Origin of the sequence: Tessaracoccus sp. MC1865 (assembly GCF_017815535.1) — a bacterium.
GTDB lineage: Bacteria > Actinomycetota > Actinomycetes > Propionibacteriales > Propionibacteriaceae > Arachnia.
The window spans coordinates 855439-871097 of record NZ_CP072596.1 but is presented as its reverse complement, the minus strand read 5'-3'; the positions used below and the strand labels follow the sequence as shown (position 1 = coordinate 871097).

Annotated in this window: 17 protein-coding genes; 8 read left to right on the top strand and 9 right to left on the bottom strand. The window is 68.6% G+C overall.

The window, feature by feature from the left end; all coding sequences use genetic code 11:
- Positions 1 to 69 precede the first annotated feature (69 nt).
- A complete protein-coding gene (gene glmS / locus J7D54_RS03910; protein WP_182761934.1) occupies positions 70 to 1902 on the bottom strand; it encodes a glutamine--fructose-6-phosphate transaminase (isomerizing) in 1833 nt (610 codons plus the stop codon).
- Between the two features lie 131 nt (positions 1903 to 2033).
- Here glmS and coaA point away from each other — a divergent pair, with 131 nt between their 5' ends.
- Both coaA and J7D54_RS03900 read left to right on the top strand, forming a co-directional pair.
- On the top strand, positions 2034 to 2993 hold the full coding sequence (gene coaA, locus J7D54_RS03905) for a type I pantothenate kinase (RefSeq protein ID WP_220486218.1): 960 nt from the start codon (positions 2034 to 2036) through the stop codon (positions 2991 to 2993).
- A gap of 55 nt (positions 2994 to 3048) precedes the next feature.
- Positions 3049 to 4494 (top strand): aminopeptidase P family protein, encoded by a 1446-nt coding sequence (locus J7D54_RS03900; protein WP_182761938.1) that lies wholly within the window; start codon positions 3049 to 3051, stop codon positions 4492 to 4494.
- 63 nt (positions 4495 to 4557) lie between these two features.
- Here the strand turns inward: J7D54_RS03900 and J7D54_RS03895 are convergent, their stop codons facing one another.
- The 4 genes from J7D54_RS03895 to J7D54_RS03880 form a co-directional block, all read right to left on the bottom strand.
- Positions 4558 to 5382, bottom strand: a complete 825-nt coding sequence (locus J7D54_RS03895; RefSeq protein WP_182761940.1) for an alpha/beta fold hydrolase — start codon at positions 5380 to 5382, stop codon at positions 4558 to 4560.
- A gap of 76 nt (positions 5383 to 5458) precedes the next feature.
- Positions 5459 to 6070 (bottom strand): class I SAM-dependent methyltransferase, encoded by a 612-nt coding sequence (locus tag J7D54_RS03890; protein ID WP_182761942.1) that lies wholly within the window; start codon positions 6068 to 6070, stop codon positions 5459 to 5461.
- Positions 6067 to 6567, bottom strand: a complete 501-nt coding sequence (locus tag J7D54_RS03885) for a general stress protein (protein ID WP_076059679.1) — start codon at positions 6565 to 6567, stop codon at positions 6067 to 6069. The genes J7D54_RS03890 and J7D54_RS03885 overlap by 4 nt, the downstream gene beginning before the upstream one ends.
- Positions 6568 to 6617: 50 nt before the next feature.
- Positions 6618 to 7532: a CoA ester lyase gene (locus J7D54_RS03880; protein ID WP_182761944.1), complete on the bottom strand. Its 915-nt coding sequence runs from the start codon at positions 7530 to 7532 to the stop codon at positions 6618 to 6620.
- Between the two features lie 30 nt (positions 7533 to 7562).
- On the opposite strand from J7D54_RS03880, the gene J7D54_RS03875 reads away from it, so the two are divergent.
- The 5 genes from J7D54_RS03875 (at position 7563) to J7D54_RS03855 (ending at position 11328) form a co-directional block, all read left to right on the top strand.
- The gene (locus J7D54_RS03875) at positions 7563 to 8843 is read left to right on the top strand and encodes a magnesium transporter MgtE N-terminal domain-containing protein (protein WP_182761946.1); all 1281 of its coding nucleotides are present in this window, start codon (positions 7563 to 7565) and stop codon (positions 8841 to 8843) included.
- A complete protein-coding gene (locus J7D54_RS03870) occupies positions 8836 to 9345 on the top strand; it encodes a DUF1003 domain-containing protein (RefSeq protein WP_182761948.1) in 510 nt (169 codons plus the stop codon). Before J7D54_RS03875 ends, J7D54_RS03870 begins: the two co-directional genes overlap by 8 nt.
- On the top strand, positions 9342 to 9737 hold the full coding sequence (locus J7D54_RS03865) for a hypothetical protein (RefSeq protein WP_182761950.1): 396 nt from the start codon (positions 9342 to 9344) through the stop codon (positions 9735 to 9737). The genes J7D54_RS03870 and J7D54_RS03865 overlap by 4 nt, the downstream gene beginning before the upstream one ends.
- Before the next feature lie 105 nt (positions 9738 to 9842).
- The gene (locus tag J7D54_RS03860; protein WP_370585829.1) at positions 9843 to 11000 is read left to right on the top strand and encodes an Mrp/NBP35 family ATP-binding protein; all 1158 of its coding nucleotides are present in this window, start codon (positions 9843 to 9845) and stop codon (positions 10998 to 11000) included.
- A gap of 7 nt (positions 11001 to 11007) precedes the next feature.
- The gene (locus tag J7D54_RS03855; protein WP_182761954.1) at positions 11008 to 11328 is read left to right on the top strand and encodes a hypothetical protein; all 321 of its coding nucleotides are present in this window, start codon (positions 11008 to 11010) and stop codon (positions 11326 to 11328) included.
- Here J7D54_RS03855 and J7D54_RS03850 read toward each other — a convergent pair.
- The 4 genes from J7D54_RS03850 to J7D54_RS03835 form a co-directional block, all read right to left on the bottom strand.
- On the bottom strand, positions 11325 to 11765 hold the full coding sequence (locus tag J7D54_RS03850; RefSeq protein WP_182761956.1) for a sec-independent translocase: 441 nt from the start codon (positions 11763 to 11765) through the stop codon (positions 11325 to 11327). The two genes, J7D54_RS03855 and J7D54_RS03850, sit on opposite strands and share 4 nt — an antisense overlap.
- A gap of 28 nt (positions 11766 to 11793) precedes the next feature.
- On the bottom strand, positions 11794 to 13215 hold the full coding sequence (locus J7D54_RS03845; protein WP_182761958.1) for a zf-HC2 domain-containing protein: 1422 nt from the start codon (positions 13213 to 13215) through the stop codon (positions 11794 to 11796).
- The gene (gene sigE / locus J7D54_RS03840; protein WP_245244118.1) at positions 13216 to 13794 is read right to left on the bottom strand and encodes an RNA polymerase sigma factor SigE; all 579 of its coding nucleotides are present in this window, start codon (positions 13792 to 13794) and stop codon (positions 13216 to 13218) included. It lies immediately after the preceding gene.
- Between the two features lie 218 nt (positions 13795 to 14012).
- Positions 14013 to 14657 carry an O-methyltransferase gene (locus J7D54_RS03835; protein WP_245244116.1) on the bottom strand — a complete coding sequence of 215 codons (645 nt, stop codon included), beginning with the start codon at positions 14655 to 14657 and terminating at the stop codon, positions 14013 to 14015.
- A gap of 48 nt (positions 14658 to 14705) precedes the next feature.
- On the opposite strand from J7D54_RS03835, the gene dapA reads away from it, so the two are divergent.
- A complete protein-coding gene (dapA, locus tag J7D54_RS03830; RefSeq protein ID WP_182761964.1) occupies positions 14706 to 15611 on the top strand; it encodes a 4-hydroxy-tetrahydrodipicolinate synthase in 906 nt (301 codons plus the stop codon).
- Positions 15612 to 15659 lie beyond the last annotated feature (48 nt).

Below are 15659 nucleotides of genomic sequence, written 5' to 3'. Positions count from 1 at the left end.
AGCACCCTAACGCTGGTTGAGCCGGACGCGTCCGAGGCACGAGGGCCGTAGCCGTGTCGGACCGCCCCCCTACTCGACGGTGACGGACTTCGCCAGGTTGCGCGGCTGGTCGACATCGTGACCCTTCACCGTCGCCAGTTCGCAGGCGAACAGCTGCAGCGGGATGACGGCGACCAGGGGCTGCAGCAGCGTCGACACCTTGGGCAGTTCGATGAAGTTCGACGCGACGGCGCGCGCCTCCTCGTCGTCGGCGTCGGCCAGGACGATCGTGCGGGCGCCGCGGGCACGCACCTCGGCGATGTTGGAGATGACCTTGTCGCGCAACTGGTCGCGGCCGCGGGGCGGGACGATCACGAACATCGGCAGGCCCTCGGAGACGAGCGCGATGGGGCCGTGCTTCAGCTCTCCGGCGGCGAAGCCCTCGGCGTGGATGTAGGCCAGTTCCTTGAGCTTCAGGGCGCCCTCCAGCGCGACGGGGTACCCGGCGTGCCGTCCCAGGAACAACACCGACGTGGCGTCGACGAGTTCGGCGGCGAGGTCCAGCACGGGCTGCTTGTTGTCCAGCACCTGCTGGATGGCGGCAGGCATCCGCTCCAGCTCTGCCAGCAGCGCGGCGATCTCGTCGCCGTACTTCATGCCCCGGACCTGGGCCAGGTACAGCCCGAGCAGGTAGCAGGCCACCAGCTGCGTGGTGAAGCCCTTCGTGGACGCGACGCCGATCTCCGGCCCCGCGTGGGTGTAGATCACGGCGTCGGATTCACGCGGGATGGTGGAGCCGTTGGTGTTGCAGATGGCCACCACCTTGGCGTGCTGTTCGCGGGCGTGGCGGATGGCCATCAGGGTGTCTGCGGTCTCGCCGGACTGGGAGATGGTGACCACCAGCGTCATGGGGTCGACGATGGGGTCGCGGTAGCGGAACTCGGAGGCCAGCTCCACCTCGCAGGGGATGCGGGTCCAGTGCTCGATGGCGTACTTGGCCACCAGGCCGGCGTAGAAGGAGGTGCCCGCGGCCACGATCACGATCTTGTTGATCCGGCGCAGGGTCTCGGGGCTGATCCGCAGTTCGTCGAGGACGAGCTCGCCGCGCTCGTTGAGGCGGCCGAGGAGCGTATCGGCGACCGCCTTGGGCTGCTCGAAGATCTCCTTGCGCATGAACCAGTCGAAGCCCTGCTTCTGCGCGGCCTCCAGGTCCCAGTCGACGTGGAAGTCCTTCGTCTCGGCGGGGCCGCCGTCGAACGTGGTGACGTTGACGCCATCAGGGGTGATCTCGACGATCTGGTCCTGGCCGAGCTCGACGGCGTCGCGGGTGTGCGCGATGAACGCGGCGACGTCCGAGGCGAGGAAGTACTCGCCGTCACCCTTGCCCACCACGAGCGGAGAGTTCCGACGGGCCGCCACGATGCGGTCAGGGTCCTGCGCGTCGACGGCGACGAGGGTGAAGGCCCCTTCGAGCTTGGCCGCCACGGTGCGCATGGCCTCCACGAGGCTGGCTCCCCCGTGCACTTCCTTGTTCAGCAGATGCGCGGCGACCTCGGAATCGGTCTCCGAGGTGAACGTGGCACCGTGGAGTTCTGCGCGCAGCTTGTCGTGGTTCTCGATGATGCCGTTGTGCACGATGGCGATGCGCTCGGCGACGTGGGGGTGCGAGTTGGCATCGTTGGGCGCGCCGTGGGTGGCCCACCGCGTGTGGCCGATCGCGACGGCGCTGCGGGGCAGGGGGTCCTCATCGATGGCCGCTGACAGGTTGGCGATCTTGCCGGCGCGCTTGCGCCAGGCGATCTGCCCGTCATGCGGCATGGCGATGCCGGCCGAGTCATAGCCGCGGTACTCGAGGCGGCGCAGACCGCTCAGTACAACGTCGAGTCCGTCACGGGTTCCGAGGTATCCAACGATTCCACACACGTCGAAAACCGTACAGCACCCTTGCCCACTTCTTGACATTGACACTTCGAGGTGCTGACTACCGCCGCCCGTGGTGGGCGCTTCCGCGGGGCGCGCCTGCCACGGAGACACGCCGGGCGTATGCTTGCTGGCTGCACACCCAGCAACCGAGGAGCGCTGTGCCCGAACCGTACGTCACGCTGCAACGCCGCGCGTGGGCCGAGAAGTCGAACGCCACCCAGATCAATCTCGACGAAGAAACACTGACCAGGCTGAGGGGCCTCGGCGACCCGACGAGCCAACTGGACATCGCGGAGGTCTACCGGCCGCTCACGCAGTTGCTGCACCTCCACATGGTCAACACCGGGCGGCTCTACGCCCAGTCCAACGACTTCCTGGGCCTCGATGTGCAGCGCACGCCGTTCGTGATCGGCGTGGCGGGCTCCGTGGCTGTGGGGAAATCGACGGTGGCGCGCCTGCTGCAGGAACTCCTGCGCCGCGCCCCCGGCACCCCCAAGGTGGATCTCATCACCACCGACGGCTTCCTCTATCCCAACGCGGAGCTTCAGCGTCGCGGGCTGCTGGACCGCAAAGGCTTCCCCGAGTCCTACAACCGCCGGGCGCTCCTGCAGTTCGTGATGGGCGTGAAGTCCGGCGAACCCCGGGTGCTCGCCCCGGTCTATTCGCACCTCGTCTACGACATCGTGGAGGGCGAGCACATCGTGGTGGAGAGCCCCGACATCCTCATCGTCGAAGGTCTCAACGTGCTGCAGCCCGCCCGCATCGAGGCAGACGGCCACCCGGGCCTGGCGGTGAGCGACTTCTTCGACTTCACGGTCTACGTGGACGCCAAGGAGGAGCACATCAAGGAATGGTTCCTGGACCGCTTCCTCACCCTCCGGGAGACCGCCTTCCAGGACCAGCGCAGCTTCTTCCGCCGTTTCATGGACCTGTCCGACGCCGAATCGGTCGAGCTCGCCGGCCAGATCTGGGACACCATCAACGGCCCGAACCTCCGGCAGAACATCACGCCCACGCGGGAGCGCGCCACGGCCATCCTGGTCAAGGACCGTGACCACACGATCGAGGCCATCCGCATCCGCAAGGTCTAGCGGTTCCCCAGGATCGCCTGCTGTGGGTCTGCGCCAGCAGCGTAAAGTGGCGGCCATGATCGCACCCTCTGACGCATCCGAGAACCGCCGGGACCCCTATTCCGAGGCGTTCAAGAAGTTCATCGTCCAGGATTGGGAGCCCTATTCCGACGTCATGCCGGAGAAGCTGCCCGCCAGTGAGTGGACGGCTGCGCGCCGCAAGAAGTTGGCGGCGGAGTACCCCGGCCAGACGCTCGTCATCCCCGCCGGCCCGCTGAAGGTGCGCTCCAACGACACCGACTACCGGTTCCGCCCGCACACCGCGTTCACGTACTACAGCGGTCTCGGCGAGGACCGCGAGCCCGATGCCGTCCTCGTCATCCGCGACGACGAAGCCACGCTCTTCTTCAAGCCCCGCGCCCCGCGCACGGACCGCGAGTTCTACGCGGATTCGCGCTACGGCGAGGTGTGGGTGGGCAAGCGTGACTCCCTCGAGGAGATGGCCGCGGCCACGCAGCTGAACTCCCGGGCCATCGCCGACCTCGCTGAGGTGCTGCGCGAGGCCGGGAACCGCACGCTCGTCATCCGCGACGCCGACCCGGCCATCACGGAGATGGTCGACCAGGCGCGCGGCGACCTGGCCACCGCGCTCGACGCCGACCTGGCACGTTCCGTCTCCGAGGCCCGGTTCGTCAAGGACGAGTTCGAGGTGGGCGAGATGAAGCGCGCAATCGACGCCACCCGCGTCGGCTTCGAGGCCGTGGCCCGCGAACTGCCCGCCGCCGTCAGGAACGGCCGGGGCGAGCGCTGGGTGGAGGGCATCTTCGGCCTGCACGCCCGGCACCTGGGCAACGCCGTCGGGTATGACACGATCTCCGCCGGCGGTGACCACGCCAACACTCTGCACTGGATCCGCAACGACGGCGACCTCGTCGACGGCGACCTCCTCCTGCTCGACGCGGGCGTCGAGGTCAACACGCTGTACACCGCCGACGTGACCCGCACCATGCCCGTCAATGGCGCGTTCACCGAGCCGCAGCGCCGCGTCTACGAGGCCGTCCTGGCCGCCCAGACGGCGGGCATCGAGGCGTGCCGCAAGGGCAACCTGTTCGCCGACGTGCACCAGGCCGCCATTACGGTGCTGGCAGAGTTCTTCGAGGAACTGGGCATCCTCCCGGTGTCAGCCGCGGAATCCCTGTCCGAGGAGGGCGGCTTCCACCGCCGATGGATGGTGCACGGCACCAGCCACCACCTGGGCCTCGACGTGCACGACTGCGCCGCAGCCCGCGCGGAGCTGTACCGCGGGGGCACGCTGAAGGCCGGCATGATCATCACCGTGGAGCCCGGCGTCTACTTCAAGCAGGGCGACCTGTTGGTGCCAGAGGAGTACCGCGGCATCGGCATCCGGATCGAGGACGACATCCTGATCACGGACGGCGACCCGGTCAACCTGTCCGGGTCGCTGCCCCGCGAGACCGACGCCGTCGAGAAGTGGATGAGGGACCTACGCGACGCCGGGTGACGGTCCCCTGGCCGGGCGCCCAGCGCCCGGCCAGGGCCCCAGCTCGGCCGGCTCCAGCGGGCCTCAGTCTTCGGACTCGCTCACGACGCGGCTGGCGAGCGGGCGCTCCAGAAGCCCACGCAGCAGCTCAGCGACCTGCACCGGATGCGACACCGGCACCATGTGTGCCGCGCCGTCGACGACGTGCAGCGCACCGCGCAGCACACCCTCCGCGACAGCCTCCACGTTGGCCAGCGGCGTCGAGGTGTCGCGTTCGCCGGCGATCATCATCACGGGGATGCGGATGAGGCCGAGATCGTCGCGCACGTCGTGCTCGGCCAGGGCCCGGCACAGCTGCGCGTAGGAGTGGTCGTCCGACGAGGCCAGACCCTCCATGATCGCGTCGACCGCGGCGGGCTGCTCGGCCCGGAACGCCGGGGTGAACCACCGCTTGGTGGTCTCCTCCAGAAGGCGCTGCGTGCCGCGGGCGTCGACGGCGTCGGCCCGCTCACGCCAGCGCTCGCTCTCCCCCACCTTGGCCGAGGACGCCACGACGGCGACGGCGGCGACGCTCTTCGCGTAGTCACGCGCCAGGTGCAGCGCGGTGGCGCCGGAGATCGAGAGCCCTGCGAAGTACACGGGTACGTCCCCGCCAAGGTCTGCGCGCACCTCGTCCGCCACGTCGGCGATGGCGGCGGCCACGGTGTCGAGCGACGGCTCGTCCGCGTCGTCCCAGACGGCACCCAGGCCGGTGCCGGGGAGGTCGACGAACACGACACGCACGTCGTCGATCAGTTCAGCGGCCACCTTGGTCCACTGATGGGCGGCGTTGCCGCCGAGGCTCGGTCCGACTATCAGTACCCGCTCTGCGGGCGAGTTGGGGTTGTAGTAGCTCCAGTTGAGATCCATGCGGCACTCCTCACGACTCGGTGGGCCTTAACCTACCGGAGACCCCCCGCAGGCCCGAAGGGTGTCTCCGGTTGCCTCAGCCGACGCGAAGGCCGAGGGCCTGGACGACGGAGCTGAGCCCCTGGTGCCCCATGCCCTCGAAGATCCGCCGCTCCAGCAACCGTACGTCGAGGTGCCAGCCCTGCCAATCTGCCGCCACGTCGTCGCGCTTCAGCAGCAGGTCCACGTCCTTCGGCCCGCCCGTGCCCAGCGAGAGCTGCGCCGGCGTGTACGCCTCCAGGATCAACTTGGCGCCCGGAGCCGACTGGCGCGTGACCACCTGAGCCACGCGTCGGCGCAGGTCAGGCGGCAGGTGCACGAAGATCGACACCACGCCATCCCACTGCTCGAGCGGGTCCGGGTTGTGCACCCAGCTGGCCAGGTCGACGTGCCACGTCTCGAGTTCAACGCCCTTCTCCGCAGCGAGCGCCGCCGCCTTGTCGAGGGCGACACGGGAAAAGTCGAGGCTCACGACGCGGTGCCCCAGCCCGGCGAGGTAGACGCCGTTGCGGCCCTCGCCGTCGCCCAGGCACAGCACCCGTGAGTTGGGCTTGAGCAGGAAGGACTGCTGCTTCAGGAAATCGTTGGGGCGGTACCCGTAGAAGTAGTTGGGATGCGAGTAGCGGTTGTCCCAGAACTCCGCCGTCACTCGAAGAGCGCCGCTCGTGCGCCGGGGCGCTGCATCAGCAGGTCCCGCGCTGACTGGGCAACGCGGTGTTCGGCGAGCACCTCGTAGCTGGCCGCCACCGTGACGCGCTGCGAGTTGAAATCGCGCTTGCCGCCGCTCATGGCGTACGTGAGGCCCTGGGCGATGATGCCGAACAGGATGCCCATGGCCAGGCCCACCCACAGCATGGTGGCGTTGCCGCCGCCCACGAAGAACATCAGCATGAGGCCCACGAGAAGGCCGGTCATGACGCCCGAGGCCGCGCCGGCCGCGATCACGCCGCCCCAGGTGCGACGACCCGTGACGCGTTCCAGCAGTTTCAGGTTGGTGCCCACGATCATGATGTTCTCGACTGGGAACTTGTTGTCGGCGAGGTAGTCGACGGCGGACTGGGCCTCTTCATACGTCGAGTACTCGACGACGTGCTGTGGGTAGTTGAGCTTCATCAACTTCCCCATCGGCGATGCGGGCTCGGCCATTGTGTCCTCCTTGAACCGCTTTCAAGCCTACGCGACCCCGCAGACGCCGCTCACCGGGTTTCGGCGATGCGGCCGAGGAGCGCCCGGGCGAGCTTCACCCCGGCCTCGTCGACCATCTCGTCGCCGAGCAGCACAGCCCCGACACCGCGTTCTGCCGCCCGGTCAGCCGCGTCCACCATCGCCCGGGCGCGCTCGATCGCCTCCGTCGATGGGGTGAAGACCTCAGTCCCCGCGCCCACCTGCGTGGGGTGCAACACCCACTTGCCGTCGTAGCCGAGGGCCGCGACCCTCCTGGCCGCGGCCCGGAAGCCGTCGAGGTCATGGATGGCGACGTACGGCCCGTCGATCGCCTGAAGCCCGTTGGCCCGGGCGGCGACCAGGATCTGGGCGAACACGTGGTGCAGCGGATCCCCCGGGTAGCCGTCGACCAGGGCGCCGACGCCCAGGCCGGGCATCCCGAGCGAGGCCATCATGTCGCCTGGACCCATCGTCAGCGACTCCAGCCGCGGGCTGGCCGCGGCGATGGCCTGCACCGCAGCGAGGCCCCGGGCGTCCTCGATGATCGCCTCGATCCCGATCCGCCCGACCGCCAGCCCGTGCTCGCGCTCCACCTGGGTGAGCAGCAGGTCGAGGGCCTCGACGTGCCCCGGGGTGGAGACCTTCGGCAGGATCACGCTGTCCACGGCGGCCCCGGCCCCACCGATCACCTCGAGCACGTCCCGGAGGGTCCACGGCGTCATCCAGTCGTTGACGCGCACCGACACCGTCGGCGCCTTCCACGTCAACGTGCGCAGGGACTCGACGATCAGCCCGCGAGCCTCCTCCTTGGCGCCCACGGCCACGCCGTCCTCGAGGTCGAGGAACACCTCGTCGACGTCGAGCCCGGTGGACTTCGCGATGAACCGCTCACTCGAACCGGGCACCGCGAGGATGGTGCGCCTGGCGCGCTGGTGCCTACCAGTCATTTCCGCTCCGTTCCCAGTACATTTACCCCCATGGTCAGCAAAGATACGCAGGTCTTCATCTCGCGTGTGCTGGGCATGCCCATCGTCGACGCGGCTGGTGACCAGGTGGGGCGCGTGAAGGATGTGGTGTGTTTCCTCCGCGCCGACGGCCGCGCGCCCAGGGTGAAGGGCCTCGTGGTCGAGCTGTTCGCCAGGGCCCGCATCTTCGTGCCGATGATCCGCGTGCACGACATCAGCCCCAACCAGGTGGCCATCCTCGGCCAGGTGGACACCCGGCGCTTCCAGCGACGCGAGGCCGAGGTCCTCGTCGCCGCGGATCTGCTCGACCGCAACATCCACCGCGACCGCCCCACGCGGATCGAGGACATCTCCATGGCCCAGGTGCGCAATCGCGAATGGGAACTCGCCACCGTGGCGCTGCGCGCCTCGACCGGAGTCGGCCGCTTCGGGTTCGGCGGCCGCGGCAAGCCCGAGGTGGTCTCCTGGAAGGAGATCCCGGACCTCATCCTGTCCACCGGCCGCACCGCCGCTCACCTCATCGCCGAGTTCACCGACATGAAGGCCGCCGACATCGCGCAGGAACTCCACGACCTGGAGCCGGAGTCGCGGGCCGAGGTCATCGACGCGCTCGACGACGATATCCTCGCCGAGGCCATCGAGGAACTCCCCGAGGACGAGCAGATCGAGCTCATCTCGCAACTCGACATGGAGCGCGCCGCAGACGTGTTGTCCGAGATGGACCCCGACGACGCGGCAGACCTCATGCGCGACCTGCCGGCCGATGTCGCCGAGGACCTCCTCCAGCGCATGGAGCCCGAGGAACAGGCCGACGTGCGCCGCCTCATGGCTTACGAGGAGTTCACCGCCGGCGGCATGATGACGCCCGAGCCGATCATCCTCGACACTGACGCCACCGTCGCGCAGGCGCTGGCCCACGCCCGCGTCGAGGCCCTCACCCCCGCCCTGGCCTCCATGGTGTTCATCACGCGCCCGCCACTGGAGACGCCCTCGGGCCGCTACGTCGGGGCGGTCCACATCCAGCGCCTGCTCCGCGAACCCCCCACCATCATGGTGACCACGCTCATCGACGACAACCTGGAGCCGCTGCGCCCCCACACCCCCCTCGCGCAGGTCAGCCGCTTCTTCGCGACGTACAACCTCGTCGTGGCCCCCGTGGTCAACGAGGAGGGGCACCTGGTGGGCGCCGTGACGGTCGACGACGTGCTCGACCACATGCTCCCCGACGACTGGCGAGGTGACCTCATGGACGAGGTGGACGCCAGCGAGGTGAGCGAGGCTGCCGATGTCTGAGCGCAATCCCCTTTCGACGCCGGGCCGACGTTCCTGGCTGCCCAAGGTCGCCGTCGACTCCGAGACGTTCGGCATCTTCGCCGAGAGCTTCGCACGATTCATGGGCACCGCGAAGTTCCTCGTCTACATGACGGTCTTCGTCATCGTGTGGGTGATGATCAACCTCATCGGCCTCTTCGGGCTGAAGTGGGACCCTTACCCGTTCATCCTGCTGAACCTGTTCTTCTCGACGCAGGCCTCCTACTCCGCGCCACTGATCCTGCTGGCACAGAACCGTCAGGAGGTGCGCGACAAATTGAGTCTCGACGAAGACCGCCGCGTGGCGCAGCAGTCGCGGGCCGACATGGACTTCCTCGCGCGCGAGATCGCCGCCATCCGCATGCATCTGGGTGAACTGGCCACGCGCGACTTCGTCCGTGGTGAACTGCGTAGCGAACTGCGTGAACTGACGGACCGGTTGGAACGCGCAGATGAGAAGACCGAGAAGAAGGAGGCGCGGTGACGGGTCGGCGAGAGACACGCAACGAGGTGCACCCCGACGAGGTCTCCGAGGTCGCCGAATCGGCCACCGAGGTGCGCTGGTTCGGCATCGTCCTGCTCATCGGCCACCTGGCCCTCATCGTGGTGGGCGCGATCTCCCTGTGGCGGATCGCCGGCGGCTGGTGGCTGGGGGCCGTGGTGGCCGCGCTGTTCGTCCTGGGCTACTTCGCCCTGTGGCGCTACCTGCTCGCCCCGGGTTCGCGGACCCGCCTGGGCTACCGCGAGCGGTTGACGGTGAGCGTGGTGCTGGGCCCCGCCGTCGTCGTGGTGGCCAGCCTGGCCGAGCTCTGGGTGCCTGCCCTGGTGGCCACCTGCGTCATGATCCTCGGCGACGCCCTCAACTCCCGGCGCTGACCACCCGCTTGACGAGGGTCAATCCCCCAGGCGGACCCGATACCCCGGGGCGGTACACCCCGGGTACCGTGGAGGGCACAAGCACCTCCAGATATGAAGGACACCGTGACTGAACACCCGCTGCTCCCGCACGTCCGCGCCGCACTCCACACCGTGGAGGATCCCGAGATCCGGCGCCCCATCACCGACCTGGGCATGGTCGACGACATCCAGGCGAGCAACGACGGCACCGTGTTCGTCCGCGTCCTCCTGACGGTCTCCGGCTGCCCCATGCGCAGCGAGATCACCGGCCGGGTCACGAAGGCGGTCGAGGCCGTCGAGGGCGTCTCCGCCGTCAACGTCGAACTCGGCGTGATGAACGACGAGCAGCGCCAGGCGATGCGCTCGATGCTGCGCGGCGGCGCCGTCGAGCGGAAGATCCAGTTCGCCGAGCCCGGCAACCTCACCCGCGTCATCGCCGTGGCCTCCGGCAAGGGCGGCGTCGGCAAGTCGTCGGTCACGGTCAACCTCGGCCTGGCGCTGGCCAGGCAGGGCCGCTCCGTCGGCATCCTCGACGCGGACATCTACGGCCACTCCATCCCGGACCTCCTGGGGCTGGGCGACGCGCGCCCCACCGTCGTCGACGACATGATCATGCCGGTGCCCGCCATCGGTGGTCTCAAGGTGATCTCCGTGGGCATGCTGAAGCCCTCGCGTGACCAGGTGGTCGCCTGGCGCGGGCCCATCCTGGACCGGGCGCTCACCCAGCTGCTGGCGGACGTGTACTGGGGCGACCTCGACTACCTGCTCCTCGACCTGCCGCCCGGCACCGGCGACGTCGCCATGTCGCTGGGCCAGAAGATCCCCAGCTCCGAGGTGCTCGTGGTGACCACCCCGCAGTCGGCTGCCTCAGAGGTCGCCGAACGCGCCGGCACCATGGCGCACATCCTCGAGCAGCGCGTGATCGGTGTCGTGGAGAACATGAGCTGGCTCGAGACCACCTGCCCCCACTGCACCGAGACCCACCGGATCGAGCTGTTCGGCTCCGGCGGCGGCACGCTCGTTGCCGAGGCCCTCACGGACCGCGTCGTCTACGACGTGCCCATGCTCGCCCAGATCCCGTTCGACGAGCAGTTGCTCGCCGGCGGAGACCGCGGCCTGCCCATCGTGGAGAGCCACCCGGAGCACCCGTCTGCCACCGCCATCATCGACCTGGCCAACCAGATCGCCGCCACCAAGCGCGGGCTCCTCGGGCACCGGCTCCCGCTGTCAACCAACGCCTGAGGCAGCAATGATCGTCATCGTCTGTTTCGCCCCGCTCTCCCACGCCGACGCCGTGCGCTCCGCGCTGGCGGGGGGCGGGGCGGGACAGCTCGGTGAGTACTCCGCCTGCAGCTTCAGTTCCCCGGGCGAGGGACGTTTCCGCCCCAGCGACGCGGCAGACCCGTTCATCGGCACCAGCGGTGAGCTCACCGTGGTGGAGGAGGTCCGGATCGAGGCCGTCTGCACGCGCGAGCACGCGAGAGCGGCCATCGACGCCATGCTGGCCGCACATCCCTACGAAGTGCCGGCCTGGCATGCCTACCAGGCGCTGGATCCCGACCTGATCTAGGTCGCCTCGGGATCGAAGGGTGAGGCGACGGGGCCGGCGAGTGCCAGGGCGTCCGCAGGAGGCTCGTCCAGCGCCGACCCGTCCGCCGCGGCGTTCTTCAGCGCATTCACGTTCGCCGCGCTCTTCACTTCTGTGGCTGTCGACTTCAGCGTGTCCTGTGCCTCGAGCAGTTCGCGCTTGGCGTCTTCGATGAGGGCCACCTCCTCGCGCAACTGCTTGGCGATGAAGGCCTTCGGGTGCAGGTCACGCAGCTCCAGGTCTGCGTACTCGGGGCCCAGTTCGGTTGCCAGCGTGGTCTTGGCGTTGTTCGCCACATCACGGAAGAAGACGAAGAGCCGCGCGGCCTTGCGCGAATACTCGGGGAGCTTCTCGGGGCCGAACATGAGCACGGCCAGCACGAGGATGATGACGAGATCCGTCGCACTGATGCCAAACACGGCTATAGGCTACCCGGCCGCGGCCGGATCAGCGCACCCTGGTCATGCGAACGAGCCCGCCGGCGATCTTCTCGGCGATCGTCTCCCGGTAGGCCTCGGGTTCTGGGAGCTCTCCGGCGATGGCCTTGATCATGGCCGGCGCGCAGTCGCAGGCCACCGAAAGCACCCCGTCGCCCGCCTGCCAGACCTCCACCGTCATGTCCGCCGCGCGGTCACTCTCGGTGAGTGCTCCGTCGCCGAGCACGCCGGTGGTCCAGTCGACGACGGCGGTGTGATAGCCATCCGAGTAGACCAGGCTCATCGACGGCGACTCGTCCTTCTCCGACGACGAGTACGCCACCAGGGACATGCCACCCACTTCGCGGGGGCAGGCGTCCAGGCCGACGCACCAGTCGTCCGCCTCAGAGGAGGAGGCGGGCTGGAGCGAGATCAGCTGGGCCGAGTCGTCCGGCTCGAACGAGGCGTCGTCCAGGGAGAGTTGCTTGTAACCGACGGCCAGGTTGACCCGGCCGAGGGCGTCGTAGCGTTCGGCCCAGAGCATGATTCCGGTGGCGGCGTCGACCCACCACCTGGCAGCCGGAAGTTCGCCGGAGTTGGCCTGGATGCGCACTGCGTCGCGGCCCGCCACCTGCTCAGTGGTGCCGCTGCGGGAGTATTCCCACCCCCAGGGCGCCTCGACGGGGCTGGTGCCGACCTCCGGCAGGAAGGCCGAGCCGAACAGGTCGCCGCGCACGTCGAGCACTTCCAGTTGGGCACCGAAGCCCGCCATCTTCGTGGTGCGCACGTCTGCGGTGCGGTAGCGGCCTTCGCCGTCGCTGGCCCACACCCGCTGCGTGCCGGTGAGGCTGTAATCAGCGTCGGCGGCGCGCCGCAAGAGGTTGGCGGCCAGTTCACGGGTGATGGGCAGCGATTCAGTCTCCGAGGTGAGCGGCACGTAGCTCTCCGGGGCACCGAAGTCAGCGCCGCGCTCGTTGGCGAGCAGCATGGCACCCACGGCTTCGTTGACGCTGATGGCGGTCAGCGACCGGGAGTACTGCTCCCGCGCGGCCTTGACCGGATCCGACACCTTGACGGGGGTGGGCGCAACGAGCACCGCGATCACGACGGCGGACACCATGACGGCGAGCAGCGCGACGCCGCCCTGGTAGGCGAACTGGGCCCTGCGTCGGCGTTGGGAGGGCAGGTCCCCGGCTCCGTGAGCCATGTAGAGGGGGGTGGCGGCGTGTTCGCCGGCGATGTTCTCGAGCCGGGCGGCCAGCGAATCCGGGGTGCCGGTGGAACGGTAGGTGCTCAGCTTCGAGCACACGTCGCTGATGCCCCGGACCTCCTCGCAGCAGCTGTCACAGCCCGCCAGGTGGTAGGTCACCTGTTCCCAGCGTTTGGGCGGCAGAGTCCCGTCGGCATAGGCCGACAGATCTGGGTGGAATTTCTCGCAGGGGCCTTTGGCCATTCAGGACACTCCGGCATAGCGCGTTCGTCCCCCGGTGGGCGCACGGTGCGCGAGGGCTTCGCGCAGTGCTGCCCTGCCGCGGGCGATCCGGGAACGCACCGTGCCGAGCTTCACGTCGAGAACCTTGGCGATCTCTTCGTAGCTCAGCCCCTCAATGTCGCACAGGACCACCGCGACGCGCTGCTCAGGGCTGAGCGCGCGCAAGGCGGCGGAGACGTCGGCGTCAAGCTCGGCGTCGTCGTGCAGTTCCTCGGGGCCAGTGCTTTCGCCCCAGACATGGTCTGGGGCCACCGACAGGGCGTCCAAGCGGATGCGCTGCTTGCGGCGGACCTGGTCGAGGAAGAGGTTTGTCGTGATTCGGTGCAGCCAGCCCTCGAGAGTCCCGGGCTGGAAATTGTGGATCGACTTGAACACGCGCACGAACACGTCCTGGGTGAGGTCTTCCGCGTCGTGCTGATTGCCGGTGAGGCGGTAGGCGAGGCGATACACCTGGGCGGAATGGTCGCGGACCAGTTCCTGCCAGGTGGGCGCGACCCAAGTATGCGCGACAGCCTTGGCCGTCTTGCTTCCTCGGAACATAGGGGGCCTCTCCATACCCGGATACATTGCCAGAGCAACCTGTGAACAAGCTGTGACTCTCTAGGTATAACGCGCCGCGCGCCCGAAAGGTTCCCTGTGGGCTGAACGCCGGGCGAGGCGGGACGGTGGATTGTCCTCGCCGCCCCGTGCGCGGCGGAGACAGCGGTGACGGCCGGAGAGACAGCCTGCGCCCCGGGGGCGGCGGCAACGGCGGCGGCTCAGTCCTTGACCGCCACCAGCAGGCCGTTGCCCACCGGAAGGAGCGCCTGGGTGTAGGACTCAGACTGGGTGATCGCCTCAAGGGCTTCACGGATGATGATGACCTCGTCGGACTCGTCCGAATGATCGGCGACCTTGTTGTGCCACAGCACGTCCCGCACGATCAACAGCCCACCGTGGCGGAGCAGGCGCAGCGCACCGGCGACGTACTCGACGTATTCCAGCTTGTCGCCGGAGATGTAGACGATGTCGTAGGCGCCGTCGCGCAGCTTCGGCATCACCTCGATGGGCGAGCCGGCGATCAGGCGGAACCGCGACGTCGGGAACCCCGACTTCAGGAAGAACTCGCGGGCGGGGATCTGGTTGTCGGCCTCCACGTCGATCGACGTCAGGATGCCGTCGGAGCCCATGCCCTCGAGGAACGTCAGCCCGGTGGCGCCCATCATCGTGCCGATCTCGACGACGTGGCCAGCCCCGATGGCCCGCGTCAGCACCTTCAGGAGGGCGATCTCTCCCGTGGTCACCGGCGTGAGGCCGGACACGGTTGCTTCATCACGCGCCTCGGCGACGGCTTCGGACGGCGACACATGGTCCTCCGCAAAGGTCCAGCTGGCTGCGGTGGGGTTCTCGACAGGAGTGCTCACGGCCACAGCCTACTAAGGCACGGCGCGTCTTGACCTAAGATGTGGCGCATGAGTCCAGACGACGACATGATGCCGGTGTTCGGCCGCGTTCTCACCGCAATGGTGACGCCCATGACCCCCGATGGTCGGGAGGTCGATTATGCGCAGTGCGCGCGCTTGGCCGCTCATCTGGTGGACGATCTGGGCCACGACGGTCTCGTCGTGAACGGCACCACCGGCGAGTCGCCGACCACGTCGGACGTGGAGAAGCGCCAGATCCTCGACGCGGTCGTCACCGCCGTCGGTGACCGCGCCAGCATCGTGGCCGGCGTCGGCACCTTCAGCACCGCGCACACCGTCGACCTGGCGCAGCAGGCCGCGTCGATGGGCGCCGACGGGCTGCTCGTCGTCACCCCCTACTATTCCCGCCCGCCGGCTGATGCGCTGGAGGCGCACTTCGTCACCGTTGCCGATTCCACTGACCTTCCCGTGATGCTCTACGACATCCCCCACCGCTCAGGCATCCCCATTCCCGAAGACATGCTGATCCGTCTGGACGGCCACCCCCGGATCCGGGCGGTCAAGGACGCCAAGGCCAACATCGTGTCGACCTCGACCGTCCTGTCCCGCACCAACCTGGCGTACTACGCGGGTGACGACGCATACCTGCTACCGCTGCTGGCTGTCGGCGGCGTCGGCGTCGTGGGCACCTCCACCCACTTCACGGCCCCTGCGGCCCGCGAGATCATCGAGCACTTCCTGGCCGGTCGCGTGGCCGAGGCCATCGCCGCGAACCAGCACGTGCTGCCCGCCTTCCAGGGCGTCTTCGCGACGCAGGGCTGCATGATGGTCAAGGCCGGTCTCGGCCTGCGGGGCTTCGACGTCGGCCCGTGCCGGGCGCCGATGGGGCGCGTCGCGGACGGTGTAGCTGAGGCCTACGTCGGCCTGTTGGAGAACCTGGGCTTCGCAGCCTGATCCCCACCGACACAGAGAATCGGGCCCGCGCTATGCCGGGCCCGATTC